Here is a 23,827-nt window from a genome sequence, read left to right on the forward strand (position 1 = left end):
GCGCTAAATGTGGGCCGTACTATCCTTTGTATACGGACTGAAACGGTCCGGGGCTCGTATGTTTTTGCGATGAGTACGCCGTTTTCCAACACTGAGACGACCCGCCGCCAGTTCATGCAGTCGGCGGCTGCTGTGACGCTGGGGTTTGGTGGGTTGCAGTCGCTGTTTGCGCGGGGGGCGTTCGCGACGCCGGGGAGCGGGGATATCGGGCTTGGGTTTGGGGCGTTGCGGCCTGACCCCAACCGCATCTTCGACCTGCCCGAGGGCTTCCGCTACAAGATCATCAGCCGCATCGGGCAGGTGATGAGCGATGGGTTGCTCGTGCCGGGGTTGCCCGACGCGATGGGCGCGTTCGAGGGCGAGGACGGCACGACGATCATCGTGCGCAACCACGAGTTGGACCCGAGCAAGAGGAACGGCAGCCCGTTTGGTGATGGGCAGCGGCTGGCGGGCCGGCTGCCTCGCGCGAAGTTCTATGATGCGGGTTTTGGCGGCTACCACAGCTATGGCGGCACGACGACGATCGTGTACGACACGCGCACGGGGACGGTGGAGAAGGAGTTCCTGTCGTTGGCCGGGACGATCCGCAATTGTGCGGGCGGGGTGACGCCGTGGGGGTCTTGGATCACGTGCGAGGAGACGGCCGAGCGTGCAAGCGATCGGTATGGCGAGAGTCGCGTGTTCGAGCGCGATCACGGGTACAACTTCGAGGTGCCGGCGAGCGCGACGCCGGGGCTTGCGGATCCGGTGCCGCTCAAGGCGATGGGGCGGTTCATGCACGAGGCGGTGTGCGTTGACCCTGGGACGGGCATCGTGTACCAGACCGAGGATCGGCATGACGGGCTGATTTATCGGTTCGTGCCCGACGTGCCCGGGGAGTTGCAGCGGGGCGGGCGGTTGCAGGCCCTGTGCATCAAGGGCAGGCTGAGCCTGGACACGCGGAACTGGGAGAAGCAGAAGGTCGCGATCGGCGATCGGCTCGAGGTCGAATGGCTGGACATGGACGATGTCGAGAGCCCGAAGGACGACCTGCGCAAGCGTGGGTTTGCCAGGGGCGCGGCCCGGTTTGCGCGCGGCGAGGGCATGTGGTGGGGGGCGCTGGCCGATGGCTCGCCGGCGTCGGCGTACTTCGCGTGCACGAGTGGCGGGCGGATCAACAAGGGGCAGATCTGGCGGTACACGCCGTCGCCGGCCGAGGGCACGGACGGCGAGGCAGGCGAGCCGGGCGTGCTTGAGCTGTTCATCGAGCCGAATAATGCGGGGTTGATCGACAACGCGGACAACCTGACGGTGGCACCGTTCGGCGACCTGATCGTGTGCGAGGATGGCAGCGAGGAGGACTTCCTCGTTGGCGTGACGCCCGAGGGGCGGATCTACAAGATCGGCCGCAACGCGCGAAACAACAGCGAGCTGGCTGGGGCCTGCTTTAGCCCCGATGGCTCGACGCTGTTCGTGAACGTGCAGACCGTGGGCATCACGCTGGCGATCACCGGGCCTTGGGAGTCTCGTCGGTCGGGTTGAGCAGGTGCTCGCCCGCGCCGTCATCATGGTTCTAGCATGTCCGATGCTCCGCGTCGCGATTGTCTATCTCGTTCTGCTGTTCGCTTCACCGGTTTGGGCCCAGGAAACGCCCGAGACCGAGCCACCGCCCGACGCCACGACGAGCGAGCAAGCCCGCGATGGCGAGGGGCTCGACCCTCGATTTGACAGCCCGCGTTCCACGATGATGACCTTTCTGCGGGCGGTCTCGCGGTACCACGGAAGCGAGCCGTTCAGCGAGGAGCGTGGCCGGGCCGAGGATGATCTTGCCACCGCGCTCGGCCTGTCCGGGCCCGAGGCCGTGACGACGCTGAACAGCGCGATCCGGTTGCACGAGAGCCTGAAGCGGCTGGGGCAGGTGTCGCGGTACGCGCTACCCGATGCGCAGGCGGTGCGGCAGGCCGGGCGTGATGGGTCGCCTATGGATCGGTTCGTGTACTTCCCGCATGAGAGCGAGGAATTGGCCGAGCTTGGGCAGGCCGAGGCGGCGGATTTGCTGGGCGAGGGTGAGGACGGGCTGGAGATCGCGCTCACCCGGCGCGCTGGGGGTGTGTGGACGTTTGCCACTTCTACGGTGGACAACTCCGAGGCGCTGTTCCGGCGGTTGGGGCGGCTGCCGGCGAGGTGGGGCGAGGACATCGGCGAACTGACGCCCGCGCTCCGCATCGAGCGTTGGGTGGCGTTCAACCTCGAGAGCGTTGTCGCGGATCGTTATCTGTGGGCGAGCTTCGCCGGCATCCCGGCCTGGAAATGGGCACTGATCGTGGCCATTGTGTTCGCCGGGTTCGTGGCCGACCTATTGGCGATCGCGTTGGTGCGGTTTCTCTGGTGGGCGGGATTCGCCCGGCGCGGGGTGAAGGCGGACCCGAAGGTCGTCAAGCGGGCGGCGCGGCCTTTCGCGTTGCTGGCGGCGGCTGTCGTGTGGTACTACGGGCAGGAGTTGCTGGGCTTGCCGCGGTTGCCCGAGACGATCATCCGCATCGGGGTGCTGGCCATCCTGGTGGTGTCGGTCGTGTGGGCGGCGTTCAGCGTGGTCGACCTGATCGGTGACGTGCTGACCAAGCGGGCGAGCAAGACCAGCACCAAGATCGACGACCTGCTGGTGCCATTGGGTCGGAAGACGGCCAAGGCGATCATCACGGTCTTTGGCATCGTGTACATCGCGCACGCGCTCGACTACGAGGTGCTGCCGCTGCTGACGGGGCTGGGCATTGGCGGTTTGGCTGTTGCATTTGCCGCGAAGGACACGATCGAGAACTTCTTCGGGTCGATCGCGGTGATCGCGGATCGGCCGTTCGAGGTTGGGGATTGGGTGGTGGTGGATGACGTCGAGGGGACGGTGGTGGAACTCGGGTTGCGCTCGACGCGGATCCGGACGTTTTATGACTCGATCGTGACGGTGCCCAACGCGACGCTGGTGCGTGCGACCGTTGACAACTATGGGCGGCGGCGGTACCGGCGGTTCTCGACGCACGTGAACCTGCCGTACGACACGCCGCCGGACGCGATCGAGAAGTTCTGCGAGGGCGTCCGGCAGATCGTGAAGGACCACCCGAGCACGCGCAAGGACGTGTTCCACGTGTACCTGAACAAGTTCGGGCCGCATAGCTTGGACGTGCTGATCTATATCTTCCACGAGTGCCCGGATTGGGCGACGGAGCTTGCCGAGCGGCAGCGGTTCATGCTGGACGTGCTGCGGTTGGCGCAGGGGATGGGCGTGGAGTTTGCGTTCCCGACGCAGACGTTGCATGTGGTTCCGGAGGGGGACGACCAGTGGGCGCTCGAAGACGCACCGCAGACGCCACGGGAGCCGAACGGCCCTCGCTCGGAGAAGAGGGGATAACCACAGAGGCGCAGAGGCACAGAGAAGAGGGGATTGGGGGGAAGAGGAGAGAAGAGGGAGTGAAGACCCCTCACCCCGGCCCTCTCCCTGGGAGGGAGAGGGAGGAAGAGTTATTTTTTGTCTCGGCGGTAGTTTGTTTTGCCCTTGTCGCGTGACTTGCTCTTGCGGCTGCGGCGGGTTCCGCCGGGCATCTTCTTGAAGCCGGCGCCTTCGGCGGCTTCGAGGCCGCCGCCGCCTTCGCCCAGGGTGAGTCCTTCGACGCCCTTGGTGACGGCCTTGCCGGCGGCGCGGCTTTCGGCGTCGGCGACGAGGAGCTCGAGGCGACGCTTGGGCAGGTCGACGGCGCCGATCTGCACGCGGAGGCGGTCGCCGAAGTTGAAGGAGCGGCCCGAGTTCTTGTCGACGAGGGCGCCGGTGTCCTTGACGGTGATCCACTTTGGCGGCCGACCGTCGCGGGTGACGTCTCCTGGCAAATCCTCGACCTTGATGAAGCCGTCGGCGAGGTACTTGTCGATCTGGATGAAGATGCCGCGGGTGTTGAGGCCGGTGACGACGCCGTCGAAGACCTCCCCGACCTTGTTGGAGAGGAGCTGGAGGACGAGGAAGCTGCGCAGCTCGCGTTCGGCGTCGGCGGCGTGGGCCTCGGTGTCGCTGATGTGGCGGCCGATGGTGACGAGGTCTTCTTGCGGCACGAACGACTCGGTCTCGCTGAGCTTGCGGCCGAGGAGTTTCATTTCCTTCTCGCCCTTGGGGGGCTTCTGGCCGTTGTCGGTGATGGCCAGGTAGTCTTGCAGCAGGCGGTGGGTGAGTAGGTCGGCGTAGCGGCGGATGGGGCTGGTGAAGTGGGAGTAGGCGTCGCTGGCCAGGGCGAAGTGGCCGATGGCGGCGGGTGAGTACTCGGCCTTGCTGAGCGTGCGGAGGACGGCCATGTGGACGGCTCGGCCCGAGGCCTTGCCGCGGGTGGCGTCGAGGATGCTCTGGAGCTGCTCGCGGGTTGGGTTCTTTGGGATGGTGTAGCCGGCGACCTTGGCGACTTTCTGCGCGTCTTCCATGCCTGCGGGGGTGGGTGCGGGGTGGACGCGTCGCATGACGGGGACGTTCATGCGCTCGAAGAGGCGGGCGACGGCCTCGTTGGCCTCGACCATGAACATCTCGATGATGGTGTGGGTGAAGGCGTCGTCCTCGGGCTGTGCGTCGATGACGTGCCCGTTGTCGTCGTAGATGAGCTCGGCGTCGGGCAGGTCGAGGTGGATCATGCCCGCGGCGCGGCGGCGCTCGCGGATGGTTCGTGCGAGCTCGTCCATGAGCTTGACGGTGTTCTTGAGCTTGGGGGTGTACTCGGGGGCGGTGCGGGCGTGATTTTTGGCTTCTTCTTCGTTGCCGTCGATGAGGGCTTGCGCTTCCAAATAGGTCATGCGCTTGGCGCTGTTGATGATGGTCTGGGCGGCGCCGGTGCGGGTGACGCGGCCGGACAGGTCGTAGTGGATGAAGATGCTTTTGGCGAAGCGGGGGACCTGGGGCTGGAGCGAGCAGATGCCGTTGGAGAGGATCTCGGGTAGCATCGGGATGACGTGGCGGGGGAGGTAGACGCTGTTGCCGCGCTCGCGGGCCTCGACATCGAGCGGCGAGCCGGGCGTGATGAACGAGGCGACGTCGGCGATGTGGATTCCAAGTTCCCAGCCGTTGTCGGTGCGCTTGACGCTGATGGCGTCGTCGTAGTCCTTGGCGTCGGGCGGATCGATGGTGGTAATGAAGTCGTTTGTCAGGTCGAGGCGGTCGGGCAGAGCGCTCGGGCCCTCGCCCAGGAAGCGGCCGACGGCGTCGTCGAAGGCGCGGGTGGCTTCGCGGGCCTGGTCGAGGCAGGCGTCGGGGAATTCGTCTGGCGGCAGGGCGTAGGCGGCGATGATGGCCTGGGTCTCGACGTCGGGTTGGCCGGCTTCGCCGAGCACTCGGGTGATGACGCCTTCGGCGAGGGCCTGGCCCTCGGGGTATTCGGTGAGGTCGACGATGACCTTGTCGCCCTCGCTGACGTGCTTGCTGTCGGCGTCGGCGATGACGACCGGGCCGATGGAGGTGTCGCCGTCGGGCATGGCCAGCCAGGTGGTGCCGCGTTTTTCCATGGTGGCGGCGTAGCTGGAGCGTTTGCGTTCGAGGATCTCGACGATCGCGCCGATGTACTGTGGGCCGAAGCCCGAGCGGCCGCTGGACTCGCGCTTGCGATCGCGGCGGATCTTGGCGCGGACGCGGTCTCCCGAGAGGGCACCCATGGTGTCGTCGGGTGGCACGAACACGTCGCCCTCGCGGACGCGGGATTCGGGCTTGAAGAAGCCGAAGCCCTTGGGGTTGCGGTTGAAGGTGCCCAGGACCTCGCCGTCGGTGTCGCCGAAGCTGGGGAGCAGGACCTGGCCGGCGTTGCTGAGGGCGAGGATGCCCTGGCCGACGAGTTCGTCGACGGCGCTCTGGAATTGCGCGGGATCGTCGGCGCGGAGGTCTTCGGCCAGCGTCTCGATGGTTGAGGGCGCGTACTGGGCGTGGCCGACGTGGCGGAGGATGGCCTCGCGGTACTTCAGGACGGCTTCTGTAGATGTGGACATGGTGGGCCCTCCTGGCCGGGAAGCGTTGGTGGGGGGCAATTCCCCCCGTCAAGGCCCCAACCATATCGACCCGCGGCCGGATTCTCCGGGAAACGCGGTGCAAGACCGGCAGATTACGCGGCCTTGCGGTCTTCCCCGCCGGTGGCTTCGAGGGCGCGAACGACCGCCCAGAGTTCGTGGCTGAGGCTCTCGCGGCCGGCCTTCTTGAGGGCGGGGCCGAGGGCCTTGCAGATGGAGCCGAAGTACCAGACGGCGAACTCGCGGCCGCCCTTGAAGAGGGTCCAGGCTTGTTCGCCCGAGCTCTGGTATCGCGCGAGCACGGCGCGGGCCGAGGCGACCGCGCCGCAGGTGGCCACGAGCAGGGCCGCGGGATCGGCGACTTCAACGAGTTTGGAGTGGACGTTCGAGGGCTTGCCGCTGGGGCTCATGGGGACGGTGAGCAGGAGCTCGGCGCGTTCGAGCAGGTCGACGGCAGGCTCGCCGAAACGGACGCTCGCGTCTTCGCGGTCGACGCATGGGGCCTTGGGGTCGATGGTGTCGAGCAGGCCGGCGGCGACGGACTCGTCCTCGCCGCCGCCATGCTGGATGATGAGCGCGGCGGCCGCGAGGCGTTGGGCCGCGGCGGAAGAGGCTTCCATGGAGGCGAAGGCGCCGCCGTCGAGGCTGAGCACCGCTTGCATGGCGGTTGCGAGGCCGACCTGGCCGCTGGTGGGTTTTGGCGCCTCTTGCTTGCGGGGCTTTGGCTCGTGTTGCTCGTTGTTTCCTTGCCCCTGTTCTGGCATGCCGTCTTCCTCCTGCGAGTGTGCGTCCTGTGGCTGTTCGTCGGCCTGGTTGGGTTCGGGGTTGCTCTTGGCGGCGTGCTTGGCCTCGTTGATGAGCACCTCGGCGTCGTCGAAGCTGTCGAGCTGGTAGGCCACCTCATCGAACGATGCCGCGAGGAGCTCGCCGAGGGTCGTGATGCCCTTCTTGTTCAGGCTCATCACCACGCCTGGCGTGGCGGAAGGTAGCTGCGAGATCGGCGTGTCACACACCATGTGGGCTCCTGCGGGCATCCAATTCTCCTTCGAGTCCCCGAGCGGGTTCCATATATCATCGGATTCGGATTGGTGCGGGGGCAGTGGTGGTGGTTTGCGAATATCTCGCGCGGCTTGCGCAACCGGAGCCGGTGGGTGTAACCGCGCCAAGAGGAATGAGACGCGTCCCATAGGAACACCGAGCCCATTGCGCAAGCGAGGGCGGGGTGGATGTCCGTACGCACATTCCCGTCGCTCGCGCGAGGGGCTCGTGTGGGTCGTGGACTTGCTTAGAGCTTGCCGGCGTAGACCGAGAACGATTCGCGGAAGGGCATGGGTTCGCGGTCGAAGTAGGCGTCGACCTTGTCGAGCGAAGAGGTCGAGTCTTGGCCACCCATGGTGGCCATGCCCTCGTCGAAGGGCAGGAGGCTGCCCAGGCCCACGAACTGGGCGGCCTTGGCCTGCATCGCGGCGATGTCGGACGGGGCCCATAGCGGATGGACGCCTTCCTTGGCGTGGGGCACGTGGTCGTGGACGTACTCGAGCATCGCGGGCCAGGAGAGACATTCGCCGCCCACGAGGTTGAAGATCTCGCCGATGGTCTGGGGTCGGTCGAGCGCGTCGGCGAAGTAGTTGGCCACGTCGGTGACGACGATGGGCTGGACGTCGGGGTCGATGTAGTTGACGCCGCCCAGTGGCACGCTCTGCTCGGTCTCGGGGCGGCGGAAGTAGGGGATGCCGATCCAGGGGGCGATCTCGCCGCGGCTCCATTGGGCCATCATCTGCGTGAACTCGCCGCCGGGGCCATGGATGAGCGAGGGTCGGAAGATGGTCCAGTCGAGGTCGCTGGCGCGGACGAGGCCCTCGGCCTTGAACTTGGTCCGCTGGTATTCGGTGCGCGCCTCGTCGGACACGCCGAGCGCCGACATGTGGATGTAGCGGCCGACGCCGGTGCGCTTGCACGCGGCGATGACGCTGCGGGTGGCTTCGACGTGGAGGGTCTCGAAACGCTTGCCCTTGCCCTCGCGGATGATGCCGACGAGGTGGACGGCGGCGTCGCAGCCCCGGAGCAGCTCGTTGAGGGCGTCGGGGTCGTTGACGTCGCCCACGACGACGGTCAAGGCTTCGCGGTCGCGATCGCGCAGGTCGGCGATTTCCTTCTTGGAGTGGCTCAGGGCCCGGACGGTCCAGCCGCGGTCGAGCAGGGTCCGCACGACGTGTCCGCCGACGAATCCGGTGGCACCGGTGACGGCGACGGTGCCGCGATCTTGAGAGTGGCTGCCGTTGGTGCTCTGGTCCATCGCTGGCGGTCTCCGAATGAACAAAGGGTGAATATCTGGCCGAAGCGTGCCGAGGGCCACTAGCGTAGGGGCGTGGTGAGCGAGAAGGCCGTCCAACCTTGTCTGAGCGTGCGGGGATTGACCCATCGGTATCCCGGGCGGTCGCGTGGGCTGGGGCCGGTGGATCTCGAGCTTGATCCGGGGTCGATCACGGCTCTGGTGGGGCCCAACGGCGCCGGCAAGTCGACCCTGCTGCGATTGATGGCGGGCGTGCTGACGCCTGACGGTGGATCGGTGGAGGTCGGTGAGCGGCCGATCCGAGGGCTAAGCGAGCGGGAGCGGGCCCGGGCGCTGGCGTTGGCACCGCAGCGAACGAGCTTGGCGTTCGCGTTTACGGTGCGCGAGTACGTGGGTTTTGGGGCCTACGCCGCCGGTCGGCGGGGGGCGGGGGTCGCGGTGGATTGTGCCATCGAGCACATGGACCTGGAAGAGCACGCGGCAAGCCCGCTGCCGAGGCTGAGCGTGGGGCAGCAGCAGCGGGCGACGATCGCGCGGGCGCTGGCACAGCTTGGAACGGGTGATCTTGGTGGCAAGGTGTTGCTGGCCGATGAGCCGGCGAGTTCTCTGGATATTCGGCACGCTGGGCGGCTGATCGGGACGCTCCGCGAACTCGCGGGGCGGGGGCTTGCGGTGGTGGTGGCGGCCCATGATCTGCCGTGGGCAGCGGCGGTGGCCGATCGCGGGCTGGCGATCACTGGGGAGGGCGGGTCGATGGTGCTCGAGAATGGGGCCCTGAGCGACCCAGGGGCGCTGGAGGGGGTGTTCGGGGCGGCGTTCGAGCGGCTGACGAGCGGCGATGGTGGGCGTGTGGTGGCCCTCCCGCGTCTGGCGGCTGGGGGTAGGACTGCCGACTAGGCTTGCACCATGCTGCAATGGATCCAGAACAACATCCAGCTCCTGATCCCGATCGTGTTCTTTGGTGTTTCGGGGCTTGGCTGGTTCTTGAAGAAGCTCCAGGAAGCCAAAGAGAAGAAGCAAGCCGAGGAGTTTCGTAAGCGGGCGAGGCTCGAGGCGCTGCGGACGGGGCGGATCGATGGCCAGCAGCAGTCGTCGCAGCCCGCGGCTTCGCAGGTGCAGCCGGCGGCCCAGGCCGAGACCCCGCGGCAGCGGTTGGAGGACCTGGCCCGGCGTCGCCAGCAGGGTCAGCAGCAACGCACCGCGGCGCAGCGGACCGAACTCGAGGAGCAGCTCCGGCGGCGGCGTGAGGCGATCGATGCGCAGCGTCAGCGCCAGCAGCAGCGCCAGCCATCGCAGGTGCGCTCGCCCGCGCAGCGGCCGGGGCAGAGGACGTCCCAGCAGGCGTCCCAGCAGCCCATGCAACAGCCCCCCCAGCGGCCGGCACAGCGGACCGCCATGAAGCCGACTCCGCAGCCGCGCCGGACGGGCGAGCGTCGCCAGGTCGCGCCGCTGCCGACGATGCAGCCGGTTCAAGAGACCGTGATCGCCGACGTGATCGCGGCCAAGCGTGCGGAGGAAGCCAGGCCCGTCGAGGCCCCGTTGCCCGTGGCTGGCGTGGGTCGCCGCTCGGCACCGATTACGGCCAGGGGTATCGATGTCCGCCAGGCGTTGATCATGCGTGAAATCCTCGACCGGCCGGTCGGGATGCGCGATCCGTTCGAGTCGGGCTGGTAGTCGTTGCTGGCTGGTGGATGCCGGGGCTGATAGCATGGCCCATGAGGCGTCTGTTGCTGCTGCTCGTGCCCATCGCGTTTGTCTTGGTCGGCTGCCAGGGCGGGACGGGCGTGCGGTTCGGCGAGGACAGCATCGTCAACAATCTGTTTGGCGAATCGCAGGAGAACCCTGCGGAACTGGCGCGAGATCAGTACGACCCCGACGCGCGGTATCGCGGCACGGTGCGCCTGACTGTTGAGTTGCTCGAGCCGGACGACCGTATTCTGGACATCTTCCGGGTGAACCTGACCGACGAGGACACGTCGGTGCGGGCGGCGGCGGCTCGTGGGCTGGCCACGCACGGGGTGGCGGCCGATGGGGCTTTGCTCGCGGCGGCGCTGGACGACCCCGAGCCCATCGTGCGTCGGTCGGCCGCACTCGGGTTGCAGCGTATCCACGAGCCCGGCGCGACCGATCGGTTGTTGCAGTTGATCGAGCCGCTGGTCGAGCCGGATCAGAACGTGCGCGTGGAGGCGGCGCTGGCGCTCGGGCAATATCCACAGAGCGATGTGGTGGTGGGGCTGGTGAAGTCGTTGCGGTCCGATACCGAGCAGAGCCTGGCCGTGCATGTGGCGGTCGTGCGTTCGTTGGAATTGCTCACGGGCAAGGACTTCGGGCTCGACTTCATCGCGTGGCAGGGGTGGATCGATGAGAATGGGGCATGGTTCGCGGACCAGCGGGCGTACACCTATCCGGTTTTTAGCAGATCACGGGGTTGGTGGGAATACCTGCCTCTGATGCCCTTGCCGCCCAACGAAGAGAGCTCGACACCTATTGGTTTGACCCGAACGCCCCGGTAAGGCCGATGAGGCACTGTCACGACGACTGAAGCCCCTGGAGCCTTCATTGGACGCCATTGTCGCCCGACAGAACCAGCCTGCCTTGATTGATTCCCCCGTCCCGGCGTGCGAGGCGGGGCAGGCCCTGGTGCGCGTGCGTCTGGCGGGTGACGTGCCGGCGTGGGTTTTGGGCGCTGCGGCGGGCGTGGCCGACGGTTCGGTGCTGGGGCGCGATGTTGTGGGTATCGTGGCTGACGTCTCCGATGATGCGCCCGAGGGCGTTCGCGAACGGCTGCGCAAGGCGCGGGTCGTGTGCTCGCCCATGGTCGCGTGCGGCGCGTGCGACATGTGCAAGGCGGGCGTGAGCCAGCATTGCCGCGAGGGCGGGACCCTTGGGAGCGCGGGCGTGCCGGGGAGCATGGCCGGGACCATCGCGGTGCCGTGGCGGAATCTGGCTTTGGTGCCCGAGGGGCTCGCTGATGACGCGGCGATTCTGGCTGGGCCCTTGTCGCGCGCGGTGCACGCGGCCCGGATGATCCGAATGGAAGGCAAGGTGTACGTCACGGTGCTGGGCGACAACCTCGCGGCGTTACTGGCGGTGCAGGCGATCGCCAAGCTGAACGCGACGGTGCGGTTGTTGGGTTGGCGGCCCGAAGCGTTTGGCCGGGCCGAAAAGTGGGGCGTGTCGCACCGCCACGCGAAGGAGGTCGGCCGCCGGCGCGACCAGACGGTGGTGGTCGATTGTGTGGGCAGCGAAGCCTCGATGGATCTGGCGCTCGGGATGCTGAGGCCCCGGGGCACGTTCATCCTGGCGGCGGATCCGCAGCCGGACGTGTCGGTGGATCTCTCGCCGGTGGTGCGGGGCGAGCTCGAGATGATCGGGGCGAGCTTCGGTTCGGTGGCCGACGCGCTGCCGATGCTGGCCTCAGGCGAGGTGGAGACGGCCGGGCTCGTGGAGGTGCGGACGCGGCCCAGCGAGGCTCCGCGGCTGCTTTCCCGACCCGAGCTGCTGTACGTCGCCGTCGAGTTCTAAGATATACGCATGGACGCCGTGCCCGCCCGCAAGCCGTTGCAGCCGCATGAGCCCGTGCCGACGACGCCGGGGCGGATCGCATTGTTGTTCGCGTGCGCGGGGTTGATGACCTTTGGGGTGCTGAGCCCGATCGCGCTGTTGGTGTCGCTTATCGCGGTGGTGCGCAAGCCGGACTGGTTCGGGGCGGCGGCGCTATTGCTGAGCGGGGCGGCGGTTGCCGTGCTGGTCGACATCATCTTCTTCGGCGGGTTCTTGTTGCTGCTGATCTACAGCGTGTTCGCCTAGGCGGCTTCGGGAACGAAGGCAATCCAGCCGGCGAGCAGGGCGCCGAGCAAGACGGCGGTGAGCGCGAGGCGGTACCAGCCGAACGGGGCGAGGCCGTGCTTGTTGAGGAAGCCGACGAGCCACTTGACGGCGAGCATGGCCGAGATGGTCGAGACGACCATGCCGACGAGGATCGCCGGCCATCCGATGACGTCGAACATCGAGGGCTCATCGCTCAACACATCTTTGAAGAGCGTGAGCACGCACGCCCCGCCGAGGGTGGGCAGGCCCAGCAGGAAGCTGAACTCGGCGGCGTCTTTGGGCTTGAGGCCCACGAGCACGCCGCCGGTGATGGTCATCATCGAGCGGCTGGTGCCGGGGACCATGGCGACGCATTGGAGCAGCCCGATGATCAGGGCCTGGCCCGGGCGGAGTTGTTCGATGGTCCTTCCGGCTTGTTCTTTTCGGCGTGGGGCGATGATGGCCTTGTCGAGGGCGATCATGTAGACGCCGCCGAGGGCGAGCATGGTGAGCACGACGGTGGCGGTAAAGAGGTGCTCTTCGATGGCGTCGTTGAAGGCGAGCCCGAGCACCGCGGCGGGGATGAACGCGATGATGATGTTGACGGCCATGCGGAGGCCGACGGGGTCCTTGCCGAGCAGGCCCTGGACCATCTGCCAGACGCGCTGGCGGTAGAGGCCCAGGACGGCGAGGATGGCGCCGCCCTGGATGACGATGTTGAAGGCGCTGACGGCCTTGTGGCCCTCGGGCGTGTCGCTGAGGCCCATGAGCCCCGAGGCGAGGATGAGGTGGCCCGTGGAGCTCACCGGGAGGTACTCGGTGATGCCCTCGACGATGCCCAGCACGATGGCTTGCCAGAGTTCCACGTGCTCAAGTCTCCTGCGCCGGGGGGGTGGGGAAGGGTCCGATACGCCCGGGACGCTCGTGCGTTCGTGGGCGGGCAGATTAGCCATCGGGTGATGAGCGGCGCATGATGAACCCGTGACGACCGCCGCCGGCCCGCAATTCGTGCCAATCGAGGACCTCTCGCACCCGGGGCTCGAGCCCTACCGCGACCAGAAGGACGCGTGGTTGCGGGTGCAGCGCGATGGTGGGACGGGGCTTGGCGGGTTGTTCCTGGCCGAGGGCGAGATCGTGGCGCGGGAGCTGTTCGCGTCTCGGTTCAAGGTTCGTTCGGTATTGGTCACGCCGACGCGGTTGCTGTCGATGCGAGATGCGATCGAGGGGCTGCCGGCTGGCACACCGGTGTTTGTGGCCGAGCGGGGCGTGGCGGAGGGCATCGTGGGCTTCGACATGCACCGGGGGGTGCTGGCGCTGGGGGAGCGGGGTGAGGCTCCGGCGTTGGCGTCGGTGGTCGAGGACGCGCGGTGCCTGCTGGTGCTCGAGGGGCTGAGCAATCACGACAACGTGGGGTCGCTGTACCGGAGTTTGTCGGCGCTCGGGCCGGCGGGATCGGCGGTGGTGCTGGGGCCGGGGTGCGCCGACCCGTTCTATCGCAAGAGTTTGCGGGTATCGATGGGGCACGTGCTGCGTGTGCCGACGGCGTGGGCGGAGGACTGGCCCGGGGACGTGCGTGCGATCGAGGTGGCGGGCTTCCGGACGCTGGCTTTGACCCCGGACCCTGGGGCGGCTGCGATCGGCGAGGTGGATCTGCGGTGCCCGCCCGTGCGGATTGCCTTGTTGTTGGGGGCCGAGGGGCCTGGGCTGACCGAGGGGGTGATGTCGGCGGTGACGCAGCGTGTGCGCATCCCGATGAATGATGGCGTCGATTCGTTGAATGTTGGGGTCGCGGCCGCGGTGGCTCTGGCGGGGCTGTGCAGGCCGGGCGAGCGCTGAGGGGAACATGTGGCGGCCTTCGGCGTCTATAGATGTGATTCTCAACGGCGCATGTTTGAGCGTGGTATCCTGCACGTAGCGCACAAGTGGGCGGACGAGTAGCTAGCTGCGATCAAAATGCAAACAAAATTGAACCCAGACGGGTAGCAGAGGGCGGAACATCATGCGAGCAATTCTTTCAGCAACCATCGTGGCATTGGCGGCGTGTTCGGGCCTGGCCCAGAGCGATGAGGTCATCCGTGAGGGATCTGGCGATCGTCGCGAGGCCCTGAATGCCATGGAGTTGAGCGCGTTCGATCGCTCGCTGCTGGATGGGTTGACCGAATGGACCGGCGAGCCGATCAAGGCCGACGACCTCGACGGCAAGCCCTTGCTCATCCTGACATGGGCGAGTTGGCACACCGGCTCGACGGCCTCGGCCCGCATGGCCGAGCAGATGGCCAAGACGTTCGCGGACAAGGGCCTGGTGGTCCTCGGCGTGCACTCGGACGAGGGCTACGACACGGCCGCGCAGACGGCCGAGCGGCTCCGGCTGAGCTATCCGGTGGCGCGCGACGAGGGCACGAAATTTCGTGCGGGTATCCGTGCCGACATGGACCCGAACTTCTATGTCGTCGACCGCGCGGGGCAGTTGCGTTTTGCGGACATCACGCGGACCAGCGTGCGTGATGCCCTGCGGATCGTGACCGACGAGACGCGTGAGCAGGCCGCCGGGGCGATGGCCCGCCGGAGCGATTCGAATGAGCCCGCGTCGCGGGTGATCGCGAGTGTGGCCGAGCATGATGCGGCGAATATTCCGAATTGGAGCATCCCGCCGCAGGACGTGACGCTGTACCAAGATGCCAACTGGCCGGCCCGATGGCTTGCGGCCGAGACACAGGCTGGCGCGGACTTTGAGAATCGCGGCCGGACGGAGTTGCCGATCGTTGATTTCAATACCGAGTTGGTCAACTGGCTGGGCCCGAAGCCGACGCTCGATGGGCGTGTTCGGGTGGTGTATTACTGGGCGCACACGATTGGTGGCAGCTACGAGCGTGTGCAGCCCTACATGGACGAATTGCAACGCCGCCATGGGCGCGATATCGCCGTGATCGGCATGGCCGAGCCTATCCTGACGATCGATCGGCGTGAGGCTCGTCGCAACCCGACGATGCTGGACGATGCGCTCAACGAGTTCTTCAAGTCCCTGACTGCCATCGTGACCCGCACCCAGGTGAAGCACTCCGTGGCATTCGATCGGCAGTTCGAGATGTACTCCTCGTCGCTCGGCAAGGAGATCAGGGGCAACGACGCCGTGATCCAGATGGCCCGCGAGTTCAAGTATCCGATCGCGGTTATTTACAGCACCGACAACTCGGTGCGTTGGCTGGGCAACCCGCTGAACGATCGTTTTGAGGTGGCGTTGAACCGGATCGTTGATCTCGATCCCGCCGTCCAGATCCGTCGCCAGCGCGATGAGGCGTATCTGGCGCGTCAGAACCGACGCTAACCCGACCGGCCATGGGATCCAGCACGAGCGTTCCGCGATTCCACGTCGTGCTGCACGAGCCGGAAATCCCGAACAACACGGGCAACATCGGCCGCACCTGTCTGGCGATGGGTGCGGCCTTGCATTTGATCGAGCCGCTCGGTTTCGATTTGGATGAGAAGGCGCTGCGGCGCGCGGGGCTCGATTACTGGCCGCGATTGGATCCGAGCGTGTACCCGAACTGGGCGGCGTATCTGGCGGCGTTTCCGGATGCCCGGCGGTGGTACTTCACCTCCCGGCGTGGACGGCCCCACTTCGAGGCGGTGTTCGAGCCGGGCGATCACCTGGTGTTTGGCAAAGAGACGGCGGGTCTGCCGGCCGAGATTCTTGCCGGGCAGGAAGCCTGGGGCGTTGGCATCCCGCTGCGGGTAGGCGAACGGAGCCTGAACCTGTCGACGGCGGTGGCCCTCGGTCTCGGTGAGGGGGTCCGCCAACTCGTCGCCGATGGCCGCCAGGGGCTAGTGGACGGGCTGCACCTGCCCGTGTGAGTTCTTGCGGGTTGGTAGTGTTGCGAAATCGCAACATTTGTTTGAGCCAAAATCGAACAAACAAGTGCTGAGAACGTATAGCTTTATGTGGACCGCCCCGGCCGGGAACGCAAGGGCCGGGGGACGCCCAGGAAGGGCCGGACCCACACGCATCTCTCTCTCCTCCTCCGGTGTACGACACGTCTTGAAACGTGTCGTACACTGTTTTATGGCTAAGAGATTTCGCCGAATGAATCGATCGGGGCGTCTGGCACTGTCGGTTGTTGTCGGCACGGTGGCCACCTGCTCGGCGGGCTGTCGTGATCCTCTGATCACTGAGAACCAGGTCCGCAGCCCCTTCCACCGCTACGACCGGATCCGCAATCAGGATTCGGACACGTTTGTTCGCGACGAGTTTGGCCGTGCGAGGCCGAACGTGGCCGCTCGGCTTGCGCCAAAATGAGCCTATAACAGCGGCATTCGCTGCGACTGTCATCGCTTACGCATAATCGGACGCAAATAAGCAAAGCGGAGCTTCGGTGTATTCCGATGCACTCTTGCGCGATCGTGCGCTACTCTCGCTTCACACCGATTCACTGGACCCGGCATGACCATGGATGGCAGGCTGAATATGGACTCGCGGGACTCAAGGTCTACGGGCGGCCAGGCCGTTTTGAGCGCGTTGCTGCGGTCTCGCCGGGGCATGGTGCTCACGAGCTTCGCGGCATCGATGGTGGGGCTGGCTTCGATGCTGGTGCTGATCGAGGGGCAGCGGACGCCGACGGTTGGTGGTCGTAGCATTGCCCCGATGGCGGTTTCGGCGGTGGGTGTGTCGCTCGAGGCGATCACCGAGCCGCCGGCAAGCCTCGATCGGAATCGCTGGAAGCGGATCGTGATCCACCACAGCCGGTCTCGCCACGGCGACGCGGCCCAGCTCGCCCGGACCCATCAGTCGATGGGGCTGGCTGGGCTCGGGTACCACTTTGTGATTGGCAATGGCCGTGGCATGTCCGACGGCGAGTTGCACGTGGCCGAGCGTTGGCTGCGTCAGCAGCCGGGTGCCCACGTTGCGGGGCCGGATAGCCTGGCGTACAACCGCGACTCGATCGGCGTTTGCCTGGTGGGCGACGGGCGGCTGGAGGCGTTTGGGCGTGGCCAGATGGACCGGCTCGTGGCGGCGGTTTCGACGCTGGCGCGGGAGCTGGATATCCCTGCGAGCCAGATCCACATGCACGAGGACGTGGCTGGGGTTGACGATCCGGGTCCGTACTTCCCCCGGGACAGCTTCTACCAGCGTCTGGCGGAAGCGGGCGTGCGGTCTCGATAACCCGTACGCGGGCCGCTGGCTGCAACCGATCCTGCTCGAAGCCGAACATACCGGTGAGCCGCGACGTTCCCTACCGCGGTGAAAGTGTGCGTGAGTCTTCCGGACAAACGACGCTAGCGGAACGATGGAACAATTACGAAAGCTGTCGTTGAACAGGGCCCCGGAAGGGGCAATCGCCTGGGCCGGAGGATCGGCCCCGGCGCGTCCGAGAGTTGGTGCTTTGGGCGGGCCTGGGCCGTCGGGGCAAGTTGCCGCGAATCCGGGGCCGTCACGGGCCGATAGACCGGCTACCGTAGTCGCCCCTGCGGTAGCCCCTGCGAAGAATGGGCTGTCGGGGCGATTGGGGCGTTTGAGAACGGATTCCCGAGATACATCGGGGCACGCCTCAAGCTGGAACTGGGAGGAGCAGTCACCTTTGGAGCCGCTTCGCAAGGGTGAGGTCATCGAGGGGCACCGTGTGCTCGACGAACTCGGCCGGGGGGCCGCGTCGATTATCTATTTGGCCCAGGATGAGAAGTCCAAGCAGATTTACGCGTTGAAGCACGTGAAGCGTGAGACGACCAAGGACCAGCGGTTCCTGGAGCAGGCCGAGTATGAGTACAAGGTGGCCAGCAAGCTGGACCACCCGAACATTCGCAAGATCCGGCGGATGATGAAGCGCAAGCACCTGCTGAAGGTGAAGGACCTGTTCCTGGTGATGGAGCTGGTTGACGGCTTGGCGATGGACGAGAACCCGCCGAAGACGTTCGATGACGCGTTGTCGGTGTTCCACCAGGTGGCGCTGGCGTTGGGGCACATGCACGAGCGTGGGTTCGTACACGCCGACATGAAGCCCAACAACGTGGTGGTGTCTCCCGATGGGACGGTGAAGATCATCGACTTGGGGCAATCGTGCGCGACGGGGACCATCAAGCCCCGGATCCAGGGCACGCCGGACTTTATTGCCCCCGAGCAGGTGCACCGCCGGGCGATCACGCCCAAGACGGACATCTACAACCTTGGCGCGACGATGTACGCGGTGCTGACCGATAAGCGTGTGCCGACGGCGCTGGCGAACGACGACTCGCTGCTGGGGTCGCTGGACGACAGCATGATCGAGAAGCCCACGCCGGCGATCGAGCTGAACGAGCGCATCCATCCGAAGCTGAACGACGTGATCATGCAGTGCGTCGAGGTCGACCCTGCCAAGCGGCCCGAGTCGATGGTGTACGTGGCCGACCGGCTGAACCTGGTGCAGGGCATCATGCGGGCCGAGGCGGAGAAGGCGACTCCGGTGCGTTCCACGCCCACGACCTGAAGCCGGCGAATGTCGCTGGGCGAGGACGGCCCGTATGCAGGTACACGCATTCGATGGGCTCGATCTCGCTTCGGTGGACGAGGTGTGCCGGCTTCTCGAGTCGGCCGCGGCGGCCAGCAGGGACGCGGTGTGCCGGCGTGGCTCGGTGGACTGGGTGGAGGCGCCCGGTCGGCTGGTGGCCACGGGCGATATCCACGACAATCCGCTGCACCTGTCGAGGGTGATCGAGGCTGCGGGGCTGAACGGCGATCCGTCGGAAACGCCCGAGAGCGAGCGCAGCCATCTGACGCTGCACGAATTGATCCACGGCGAGAACCTGATGGGGGGCGTGGACTTCAGCTATCGGGCGCTGACGCGGGTCGCGGCGCTCAAGGTTGCCTTCCCCGAGCACGTCCACGTGCTGCTGGCCAACCATGAGCTGGCTCAGATCATCGGCTCGGGCATCGTGAAGGACGGCGTGCGTGTGGTCGAGGCGTTCAATGACGGTGTCGAGCGGGTGTTCGGCGATGATGCCGACCGGGTGCATGGGGCGATCGCGTCGTTCGTGCGGGCGATGCCGCTGGCGCTTCGGTGCGAGACGCCTCGCGGGGTGATCCAGTGCAGCCACAGCGTGCCGAGCCCGGCGATGATGGGGCGGTTTGATGTTGGTGTGCTGGATCGGGAACTGACGGACGAGGACTACCAGCCGCTGACGGGCAGCGCCCACATGATGGTGTGGGGGCGGCACTACGACGCGGAGAGCCTGGAAGACCTGGTGGAGCGGTGGGGCGTGACGATGTTCGTGCTGGGGCACGAGAAGGTGCCCGAGGGGGCGCGTTTCGTCGAGCCTTGCGCGGTGGTGCTGAACAGCGACCACGGCAATGGGGTGTACCTTCCCATCGACCTGACCGAGCCGCCAGCACCGGAGGGGGCGCCGATGCTGGCGCGGCGGCTGGCCGAGCCGGTGTTCGAGTAGCTTCGGCCGGGTCGGCGGCACTTCTTGCGCGTTGATTGAAGAAATTTGCCTGAAGCGTCCGATGGCAGCGGCGAGGGCGTGGAGTGCGCCCGGTCTGGAGGTCAGGATGACCCAAGGCGAGGCGTGCGGTCCGGATTCTTCCCGGGCGTTGCTGCGCGATCGGGTGATGCCGGCGTTGGAACGCCAGGCGGCCCTGTATGACCAACTTGCGGCCTTTGGGCCCAGGCAGGATGAGCTGATCGCCAACGGCGAGGGCGATGCGTTGCTGCGCCTGATGGGCGATCGGCAGGCGGTGGTCGACGAGCTGGTCGAGGTGCATCGCGGGCTCGAGGACGTGCGTGGCGATTGGCAGGGGTTCGTTGGCGGCTTGCCCGACGACGAGCGGGCGGCGCTAGGCGAGCGGCTCGATGAGCTCAAGGCGTTGGCGGCGCGGGTGCATGACCAGGACTCGCAGACGCGGCAGCACCTGGACGGGGCTCGCGACAGGGTGAGCTCGAGCATGAGCGGGCTGGGGCGGGCCAAGGGCGCGATGCGGGCCTATGGCGGCGCGGCGACGCGGGCGCCCATCCATCAGGATCGGGAGGCCTGAGCGTGGCTCAGGTGGCGGCTGGTGATACGGCTCTAGCGCCCCCCGTGACGCCGGAGGATCTGGCCGAGTTGATGCGGGCGTTCAACTCTGCGGCTGGCGAGCTTGGCCAGACGCACGAGGCGCTGCGGGCCGAGGTCTCGCGGTTGAAGGGTGAACTGAACGAGGCGAACGTGCGGCTGGAGCGATCTCGGCGGCTGGCGGCGCTGGGTGAGATGGCGGCGGGGATTGCGCACGAGGTTCGGAACCCGCTGGCGGCGATCGCGTTGCACGCCGAAATGCTGCGGGATGACTTGGGCGTAACCGAGGAAGCACAGACCGCCGGGAAGATCTTGCGGGCGGCGCGGGAGCTCGATGGCGTCGTCGGCGACGTTCTGCGGTTTGCGCGGGAGCTGGCGCCGGCGGTGGGCATCGTGGATGCGGCCGAGCCGGCGCGGCGGGCGGTGTCGACGTGCCAGATGATGGCCGAGGCGGCGGGCGTGGGGCTTGGGCTTGGTGAGGTGCCAGCGTTCGAGGACATAGAGGTCGACGCGGGGCTCGTGGCGCAGGCCTTGGCGAACCTGATCCGCAACGCGGTGGAGGCCATCGTCGATGGTGGTTCCGGTGGATCGGGTCGTGTCTGGCTCTCGGTTGAGGTTTGCGACGGCGTGGTGTCGTACGAGGTTCGGGATAACGGTCCGGGGTTGCCCGAGGGCGTTGTGGAGCGGATGTTCAATCCGTTCTATACGACGCGGCAGACGGGGTGCGGGCTGGGGCTGGCGATGGTGCAGCGGATCGTGGATGCGCATGGCGGTCGGGTTGACGCCGCGAGCATGGATGCTGGCGGGGCGCGGTTCGTGTTAGCGCTGCCGACACAGGCGGCGGCGATGGTGACGGAGGGCGTGGCTTGAGCACGGTACTGGTTGTCGACGACAAGGAAATGATGCGCGACAGCGTGTGCTCGGTGCTGCGGCGGGCGGGCATGACCGCGCTGGCTGCGACCAACGGGCCCGAGGCGCTCGAGCGGGTGGCGCTGCAGCGGCCCGACGCGGTGGTGAGCGACCTGAAGATGCCGGGCATGACCGGCGTGGAGCTGCTGGCGCAGGTGCGCAAGATCGACGAGGAATTGCCGGTCGTGCTGATGACGGCGTTCGGTTCGGTGCAGACGGCCGTCGAGGCGATGAAGCTCGGGGCGTTCGACTATCTGACCAAGCCTTTCGAGGGGGATGAGCTGCTGATCTGCGTGAAGCGGGCCATCCAGCACGCGAAGCTGCGACGCGAGAATGCGGTGCTGCGGGCGCAGGGCAGCCAGGCGGAGGTCGAGGGCAGCGGGAAGATCGTGACCGAGGGCGCGCCGTTCGGGCTCGATCGGTTGGTGGGGGCGTCTCCGGCGATGCGGAGCGTGAAGGCGCAGGCGCAGGCGGTGGCCGACAGCCACGGCACGGTGCTGATCGTGGGTGAGAGCGGGACGGGCAAGGAAGTTGTCGCGCGGGCCATCCACGAGCTGAGCCCGCGGCGGACGGGGCCGTTTCTGGCGGTGAACTGCGCGGCGCTGAGCGAGACGCTGCTTGAGAGCGAGCTATTCGGGCACGAGAAGGGGGCGTTCACGGGTGCGGACAAGATGCGGAAGGGGCGCTTCGAGCTGGCCCACGGCGGGACCTTGCTGCTGGACGAGGTGAGCGAGGTGAGCCCGGCGATCCAGGCGAAGCTGCTGCGGGTGCTGCAGGAGCGGGCCTTCGAGCGGGTGGGCAGCAGTCAGACGATCTCGATCGACGTGCGCGTGCTGGCGACGAGCAACCGGGACCTGCCCAAGGCGGTGGCGGCGGGGGACTTCCGGCAGGACTTGTTCTTCAGGCTGAACGTGCTGCCGATCCACTTGCCGGCGCTGTGCGACAAGGTCGAGGACGTGCCGATGCTGGCCGAGACGTTCCTGGGTCAGATTGCGCGGCGTGAGGGCCGGGGGCGTGTGCGGCTGGAGCCCGGCGCGGTCGAGCTGCTGTGCGGGTACGAGTGGCCCGGGAACGTTCGGGAACTGCAGAACGTGTGCGAGCGGGCGGTGGTGCTGAGCGCCACGGGCTCGCGGCACGATGAGGTGGTGATCCGGCGGGAGATGCTCGAGCCCTGGTTGGCGTGGCAGACGACGCCGGTGCAGCGGCCGGCGGTGGCGATCGAGGCGTCTCCGCGTGTGGAGCAGGCGGTGGCGATCGGGGCGGGTGGGCCGCCGGAGTTGGATAACGGGGCCATCACGTTCGCGCCGGGTGACACGACGCTGGACGACATGGAGCGCGACGCGATCGTGCGGACGCTGGAGCGGTACGACGGGCACCGGCAGAAGTCGGCCGACGCGCTGGGTATCGGCGTGCGGACGCTGGGGATCAAGCTGAAGAAGTGGAAGGACGAGCGGCTGGTGCCCGAGGACCTGTAGGACTGGCCCGGTGTTTGCGTTGGAGTTACTCACGCGATGTTGAAAGAAACCCTCCAGGCCGGCTCGCTCCCCACGCTCGAGGCGATGATGCGCTTCACAGGGCAGCGGCAGCGGCTGCTGGCCCACAACGTGGCGAACCTGACGACCCCCAACTTCCAGGCCGTGGACGTGTCGCCCAAGGCCTTCCAGGAGATGCTGGGCGAGGCCGTGGAGGCCCGGCGGAAGGAGAACGGGGGCATCGGTGGGCGGCTGGAGATGCGCAGCTCGCGCGAGGTGCGGACGGGGCCCGATGGCGCGCTGAGCCTGCGACCGCTGAAGGGCACGGGCAGCGTGGGTGGGGTGCTGCTGCACGACCGCAACGACCGGGACGTGGAGCGGCTGATGCAATCGATGACCGAGAACTATGGGGCGTACCGCGTGGCGGCCGACCTGATGCGCAGCCGTGTGGGCGTGTTGCGGACGGCGATCAGCCAGCGTGTGGGGTGAGGGGTGTAGGCCTTGTTTGGAAGCCTTGACATCTCGACCAGTGGTATGATCGCCCAGCGTGCGCGGCTGACGGCTTCGTCGGCGAACATCGCCGGCGCGAACGTGATCGAGGACCAGTGGGGCAATTACGACCCATTCCTGCGGCGCGAGGTGGTGCTGGCGGCGGGGGATCCGTCGGCCAGCAGTGCCAGGGGGCGGGAGTTGGGCGTGCACGTGCGTGAGGTGTTCCACAACGACGAGGCGCTCAGGCCCCGGTGGGACCCCTCGAGCAAGCACGCGGACGAGAACGGGTACGTGATGGGGCCTGACATCAGCAGCGTGGCCGAGCAGGTGGACGCGATGGAGGCGTCGCGTGCGTATGAGGCCAATGTTGCGGCCGCGGAAGTGACCAAGGCGATGTTGGCCCAGGCTTTGCGGTTGATCGCGTAGGATGACCCGGCGGCTGGTGTTTTGCCGGCGGACCTCGGAGGCGGATTGGCATGAGCGACCCTGTTGGCCTGATTGGCGGCGCGTCTGGACCCCTGCGTGATGGGCAGCCGGTGCGGCCCCAGAGCGACCCGACCGACGGGGAGGCGTTCCGCAAGGCGCTGTTCGGGCAGCTCAAAGAGGCCTCGGAGATGCGTCAGGACGCCGACAAGGCCGTCGAGGACCTGATGACCGGCCAGCGGACCGACCTCGAGGGCGTGCTGCTGGCGACGCAGAAGGCCGACACGGCTTTTCAGTTGTTGCAGCAGATGCGCAACAAGGTGATGGAAGCGTACCAGGAAGTCCAGCAGATGCGTGTGTGAGCAACGCGCAGTTGTTGCGCGTTTTGGGCCCGCTTCGCGCGGGTTGTGCATAGTCG

The 23,827-nt window shown here is 67.0% G+C and carries 24 protein-coding genes; 20 read left to right on the top strand and 4 right to left on the bottom strand.

Features of this window, described 5'->3' with window-relative positions; translation table 11 throughout:
• Window positions 1-69: 69 nt before the first annotated feature.
• Both NCW75_01860 and NCW75_01865 read left to right on the top strand, forming a co-directional pair.
• A complete protein-coding gene (locus tag NCW75_01860; GenBank protein UYV13042.1) occupies window positions 70-1,521 on the top strand; it encodes a PhoX family protein in 1,452 nt (483 codons plus the stop codon).
• A 43-nt stretch (window positions 1,522-1,564) separates the two neighbouring features.
• Window positions 1,565-3,382: a mechanosensitive ion channel family protein gene (locus NCW75_01865; GenBank protein UYV13043.1), complete on the top strand. Its 1,818-nt coding sequence runs from the start codon at window positions 1,565-1,567 to the stop codon at window positions 3,380-3,382.
• Window positions 3,383-3,492: 110 nt separating this feature from the next.
• On the opposite strand, the gene NCW75_01870 is transcribed toward NCW75_01865, so the two are convergent.
• From NCW75_01870 to NCW75_01880, 3 genes are all read right to left on the bottom strand, one after another.
• A complete protein-coding gene (locus tag NCW75_01870) occupies window positions 3,493-5,976 on the bottom strand; it encodes a VacB/RNase II family 3'-5' exoribonuclease (GenBank protein ID UYV13044.1) in 2,484 nt (827 codons plus the stop codon).
• 113 nt (window positions 5,977-6,089) lie between these two features.
• Window positions 6,090-7,028 (bottom strand): hypothetical protein, encoded by a 939-nt coding sequence (locus NCW75_01875; GenBank protein ID UYV13045.1) that lies wholly within the window; start codon window positions 7,026-7,028, stop codon window positions 6,090-6,092.
• 251 nt (window positions 7,029-7,279) lie between these two features.
• The gene (locus NCW75_01880; GenBank protein UYV13046.1) at window positions 7,280-8,290 is read right to left on the bottom strand and encodes an NAD(P)H-binding protein; all 1,011 of its coding nucleotides are present in this window, start codon (window positions 8,288-8,290) and stop codon (window positions 7,280-7,282) included.
• Window positions 8,291-8,398: 108 nt separating this feature from the next.
• On the opposite strand from NCW75_01880, the gene NCW75_01885 reads away from it, so the two are divergent.
• The 5 genes from NCW75_01885 (at window position 8,399) to NCW75_01905 (ending at window position 12,097) form a co-directional block, all read left to right on the top strand.
• Window positions 8,399-9,184 (top strand): ABC transporter ATP-binding protein, encoded by a 786-nt coding sequence (locus NCW75_01885; GenBank protein ID UYV13047.1) that lies wholly within the window; start codon window positions 8,399-8,401, stop codon window positions 9,182-9,184.
• Between the two features lie 9 nt (window positions 9,185-9,193).
• Window positions 9,194-9,961 (top strand): hypothetical protein, encoded by a 768-nt coding sequence (locus NCW75_01890; GenBank protein ID UYV13048.1) that lies wholly within the window; start codon window positions 9,194-9,196, stop codon window positions 9,959-9,961.
• A 41-nt stretch (window positions 9,962-10,002) separates the two neighbouring features.
• Complete coding sequence (locus tag NCW75_01895) at window positions 10,003-10,800, top strand: HEAT repeat domain-containing protein (protein ID UYV13049.1); 798 nt, start codon at window positions 10,003-10,005, stop codon at window positions 10,798-10,800.
• A gap of 82 nt (window positions 10,801-10,882) precedes the next feature.
• Entirely contained in the window at window positions 10,883-11,812 is a 930-nt protein-coding gene (locus NCW75_01900; GenBank protein ID UYV13050.1) for an alcohol dehydrogenase catalytic domain-containing protein, read from the top strand.
• 9 nt (window positions 11,813-11,821) lie between these two features.
• Complete coding sequence (locus tag NCW75_01905) at window positions 11,822-12,097, top strand: hypothetical protein (protein UYV13051.1); 276 nt, start codon at window positions 11,822-11,824, stop codon at window positions 12,095-12,097.
• On the opposite strand, the gene NCW75_01910 is transcribed toward NCW75_01905, so the two are convergent.
• Window positions 12,094-12,963 (bottom strand): undecaprenyl-diphosphate phosphatase, encoded by an 870-nt coding sequence (locus tag NCW75_01910; GenBank protein UYV13052.1) that lies wholly within the window; start codon window positions 12,961-12,963, stop codon window positions 12,094-12,096. The two genes, NCW75_01905 and NCW75_01910, sit on opposite strands and share 4 nt — an antisense overlap.
• A gap of 115 nt (window positions 12,964-13,078) precedes the next feature.
• Between NCW75_01910 and NCW75_01915 the strand changes: the two genes are divergently transcribed.
• The 13 genes from NCW75_01915 to fliE all read left to right on the top strand — a co-directional run bounded on the left by NCW75_01915 (window position 13,079) and on the right by fliE (window position 23,771).
• Complete coding sequence (locus tag NCW75_01915) at window positions 13,079-13,933, top strand: RNA methyltransferase (GenBank protein ID UYV13053.1); 855 nt, start codon at window positions 13,079-13,081, stop codon at window positions 13,931-13,933.
• 163 nt (window positions 13,934-14,096) lie between these two features.
• Window positions 14,097-15,422, top strand: coding sequence for a TlpA family protein disulfide reductase (locus NCW75_01920; protein ID UYV13054.1), 1,326 nt, complete (start codon window positions 14,097-14,099; stop codon window positions 15,420-15,422).
• A 47-nt stretch (window positions 15,423-15,469) separates the two neighbouring features.
• Window positions 15,470-15,949 (top strand): tRNA (cytidine(34)-2'-O)-methyltransferase, encoded by a 480-nt coding sequence (locus tag NCW75_01925; GenBank protein UYV13055.1) that lies wholly within the window; start codon window positions 15,470-15,472, stop codon window positions 15,947-15,949.
• Between the two features lie 208 nt (window positions 15,950-16,157).
• A complete protein-coding gene (locus tag NCW75_01930; GenBank protein UYV13056.1) occupies window positions 16,158-16,391 on the top strand; it encodes a hypothetical protein in 234 nt (77 codons plus the stop codon).
• Window positions 16,392-16,535: 144 nt separating this feature from the next.
• The gene (locus tag NCW75_01935) at window positions 16,536-17,255 is read left to right on the top strand and encodes a peptidoglycan recognition protein family protein (GenBank protein ID UYV13057.1); all 720 of its coding nucleotides are present in this window, start codon (window positions 16,536-16,538) and stop codon (window positions 17,253-17,255) included.
• Between the two features lie 415 nt (window positions 17,256-17,670).
• Window positions 17,671-18,552 carry a serine/threonine protein kinase gene (locus NCW75_01940; protein ID UYV13058.1) on the top strand — a complete coding sequence of 294 codons (882 nt, stop codon included), beginning with the start codon at window positions 17,671-17,673 and terminating at the stop codon, window positions 18,550-18,552.
• 34 nt (window positions 18,553-18,586) lie between these two features.
• Window positions 18,587-19,507 carry a hypothetical protein gene (locus NCW75_01945; GenBank protein UYV13059.1) on the top strand — a complete coding sequence of 307 codons (921 nt, stop codon included), beginning with the start codon at window positions 18,587-18,589 and terminating at the stop codon, window positions 19,505-19,507.
• A 106-nt stretch (window positions 19,508-19,613) separates the two neighbouring features.
• The gene (locus NCW75_01950; GenBank protein UYV13060.1) at window positions 19,614-20,096 is read left to right on the top strand and encodes a flagellar protein FlgN; all 483 of its coding nucleotides are present in this window, start codon (window positions 19,614-19,616) and stop codon (window positions 20,094-20,096) included.
• Between the two features lie 2 nt (window positions 20,097-20,098).
• Window positions 20,099-20,983 (top strand): ATP-binding protein, encoded by an 885-nt coding sequence (locus NCW75_01955; protein UYV13061.1) that lies wholly within the window; start codon window positions 20,099-20,101, stop codon window positions 20,981-20,983.
• Window positions 20,980-22,497 (top strand): sigma-54 dependent transcriptional regulator, encoded by a 1,518-nt coding sequence (locus NCW75_01960; GenBank protein UYV13062.1) that lies wholly within the window; start codon window positions 20,980-20,982, stop codon window positions 22,495-22,497. The genes NCW75_01955 and NCW75_01960 overlap by 4 nt, the downstream gene beginning before the upstream one ends.
• A gap of 36 nt (window positions 22,498-22,533) precedes the next feature.
• Window positions 22,534-22,983, top strand: a complete 450-nt coding sequence (locus NCW75_01965; GenBank protein ID UYV13063.1) for a hypothetical protein — start codon at window positions 22,534-22,536, stop codon at window positions 22,981-22,983.
• A 12-nt stretch (window positions 22,984-22,995) separates the two neighbouring features.
• Window positions 22,996-23,412 carry a flagellar basal body rod protein FlgC gene (gene flgC, locus NCW75_01970; GenBank protein UYV13064.1) on the top strand — a complete coding sequence of 139 codons (417 nt, stop codon included), beginning with the start codon at window positions 22,996-22,998 and terminating at the stop codon, window positions 23,410-23,412.
• 50 nt (window positions 23,413-23,462) lie between these two features.
• A complete protein-coding gene (gene fliE / locus NCW75_01975; protein UYV13065.1) occupies window positions 23,463-23,771 on the top strand; it encodes a flagellar hook-basal body complex protein FliE in 309 nt (102 codons plus the stop codon).
• Window positions 23,772-23,827: the final 56 nt, after the last annotated feature.

Source organism: Phycisphaera sp., assembly GCA_025916675.1.
Classification (GTDB): Bacteria; Planctomycetota; Phycisphaerae; order Phycisphaerales; family UBA1924; genus JAHCJI01.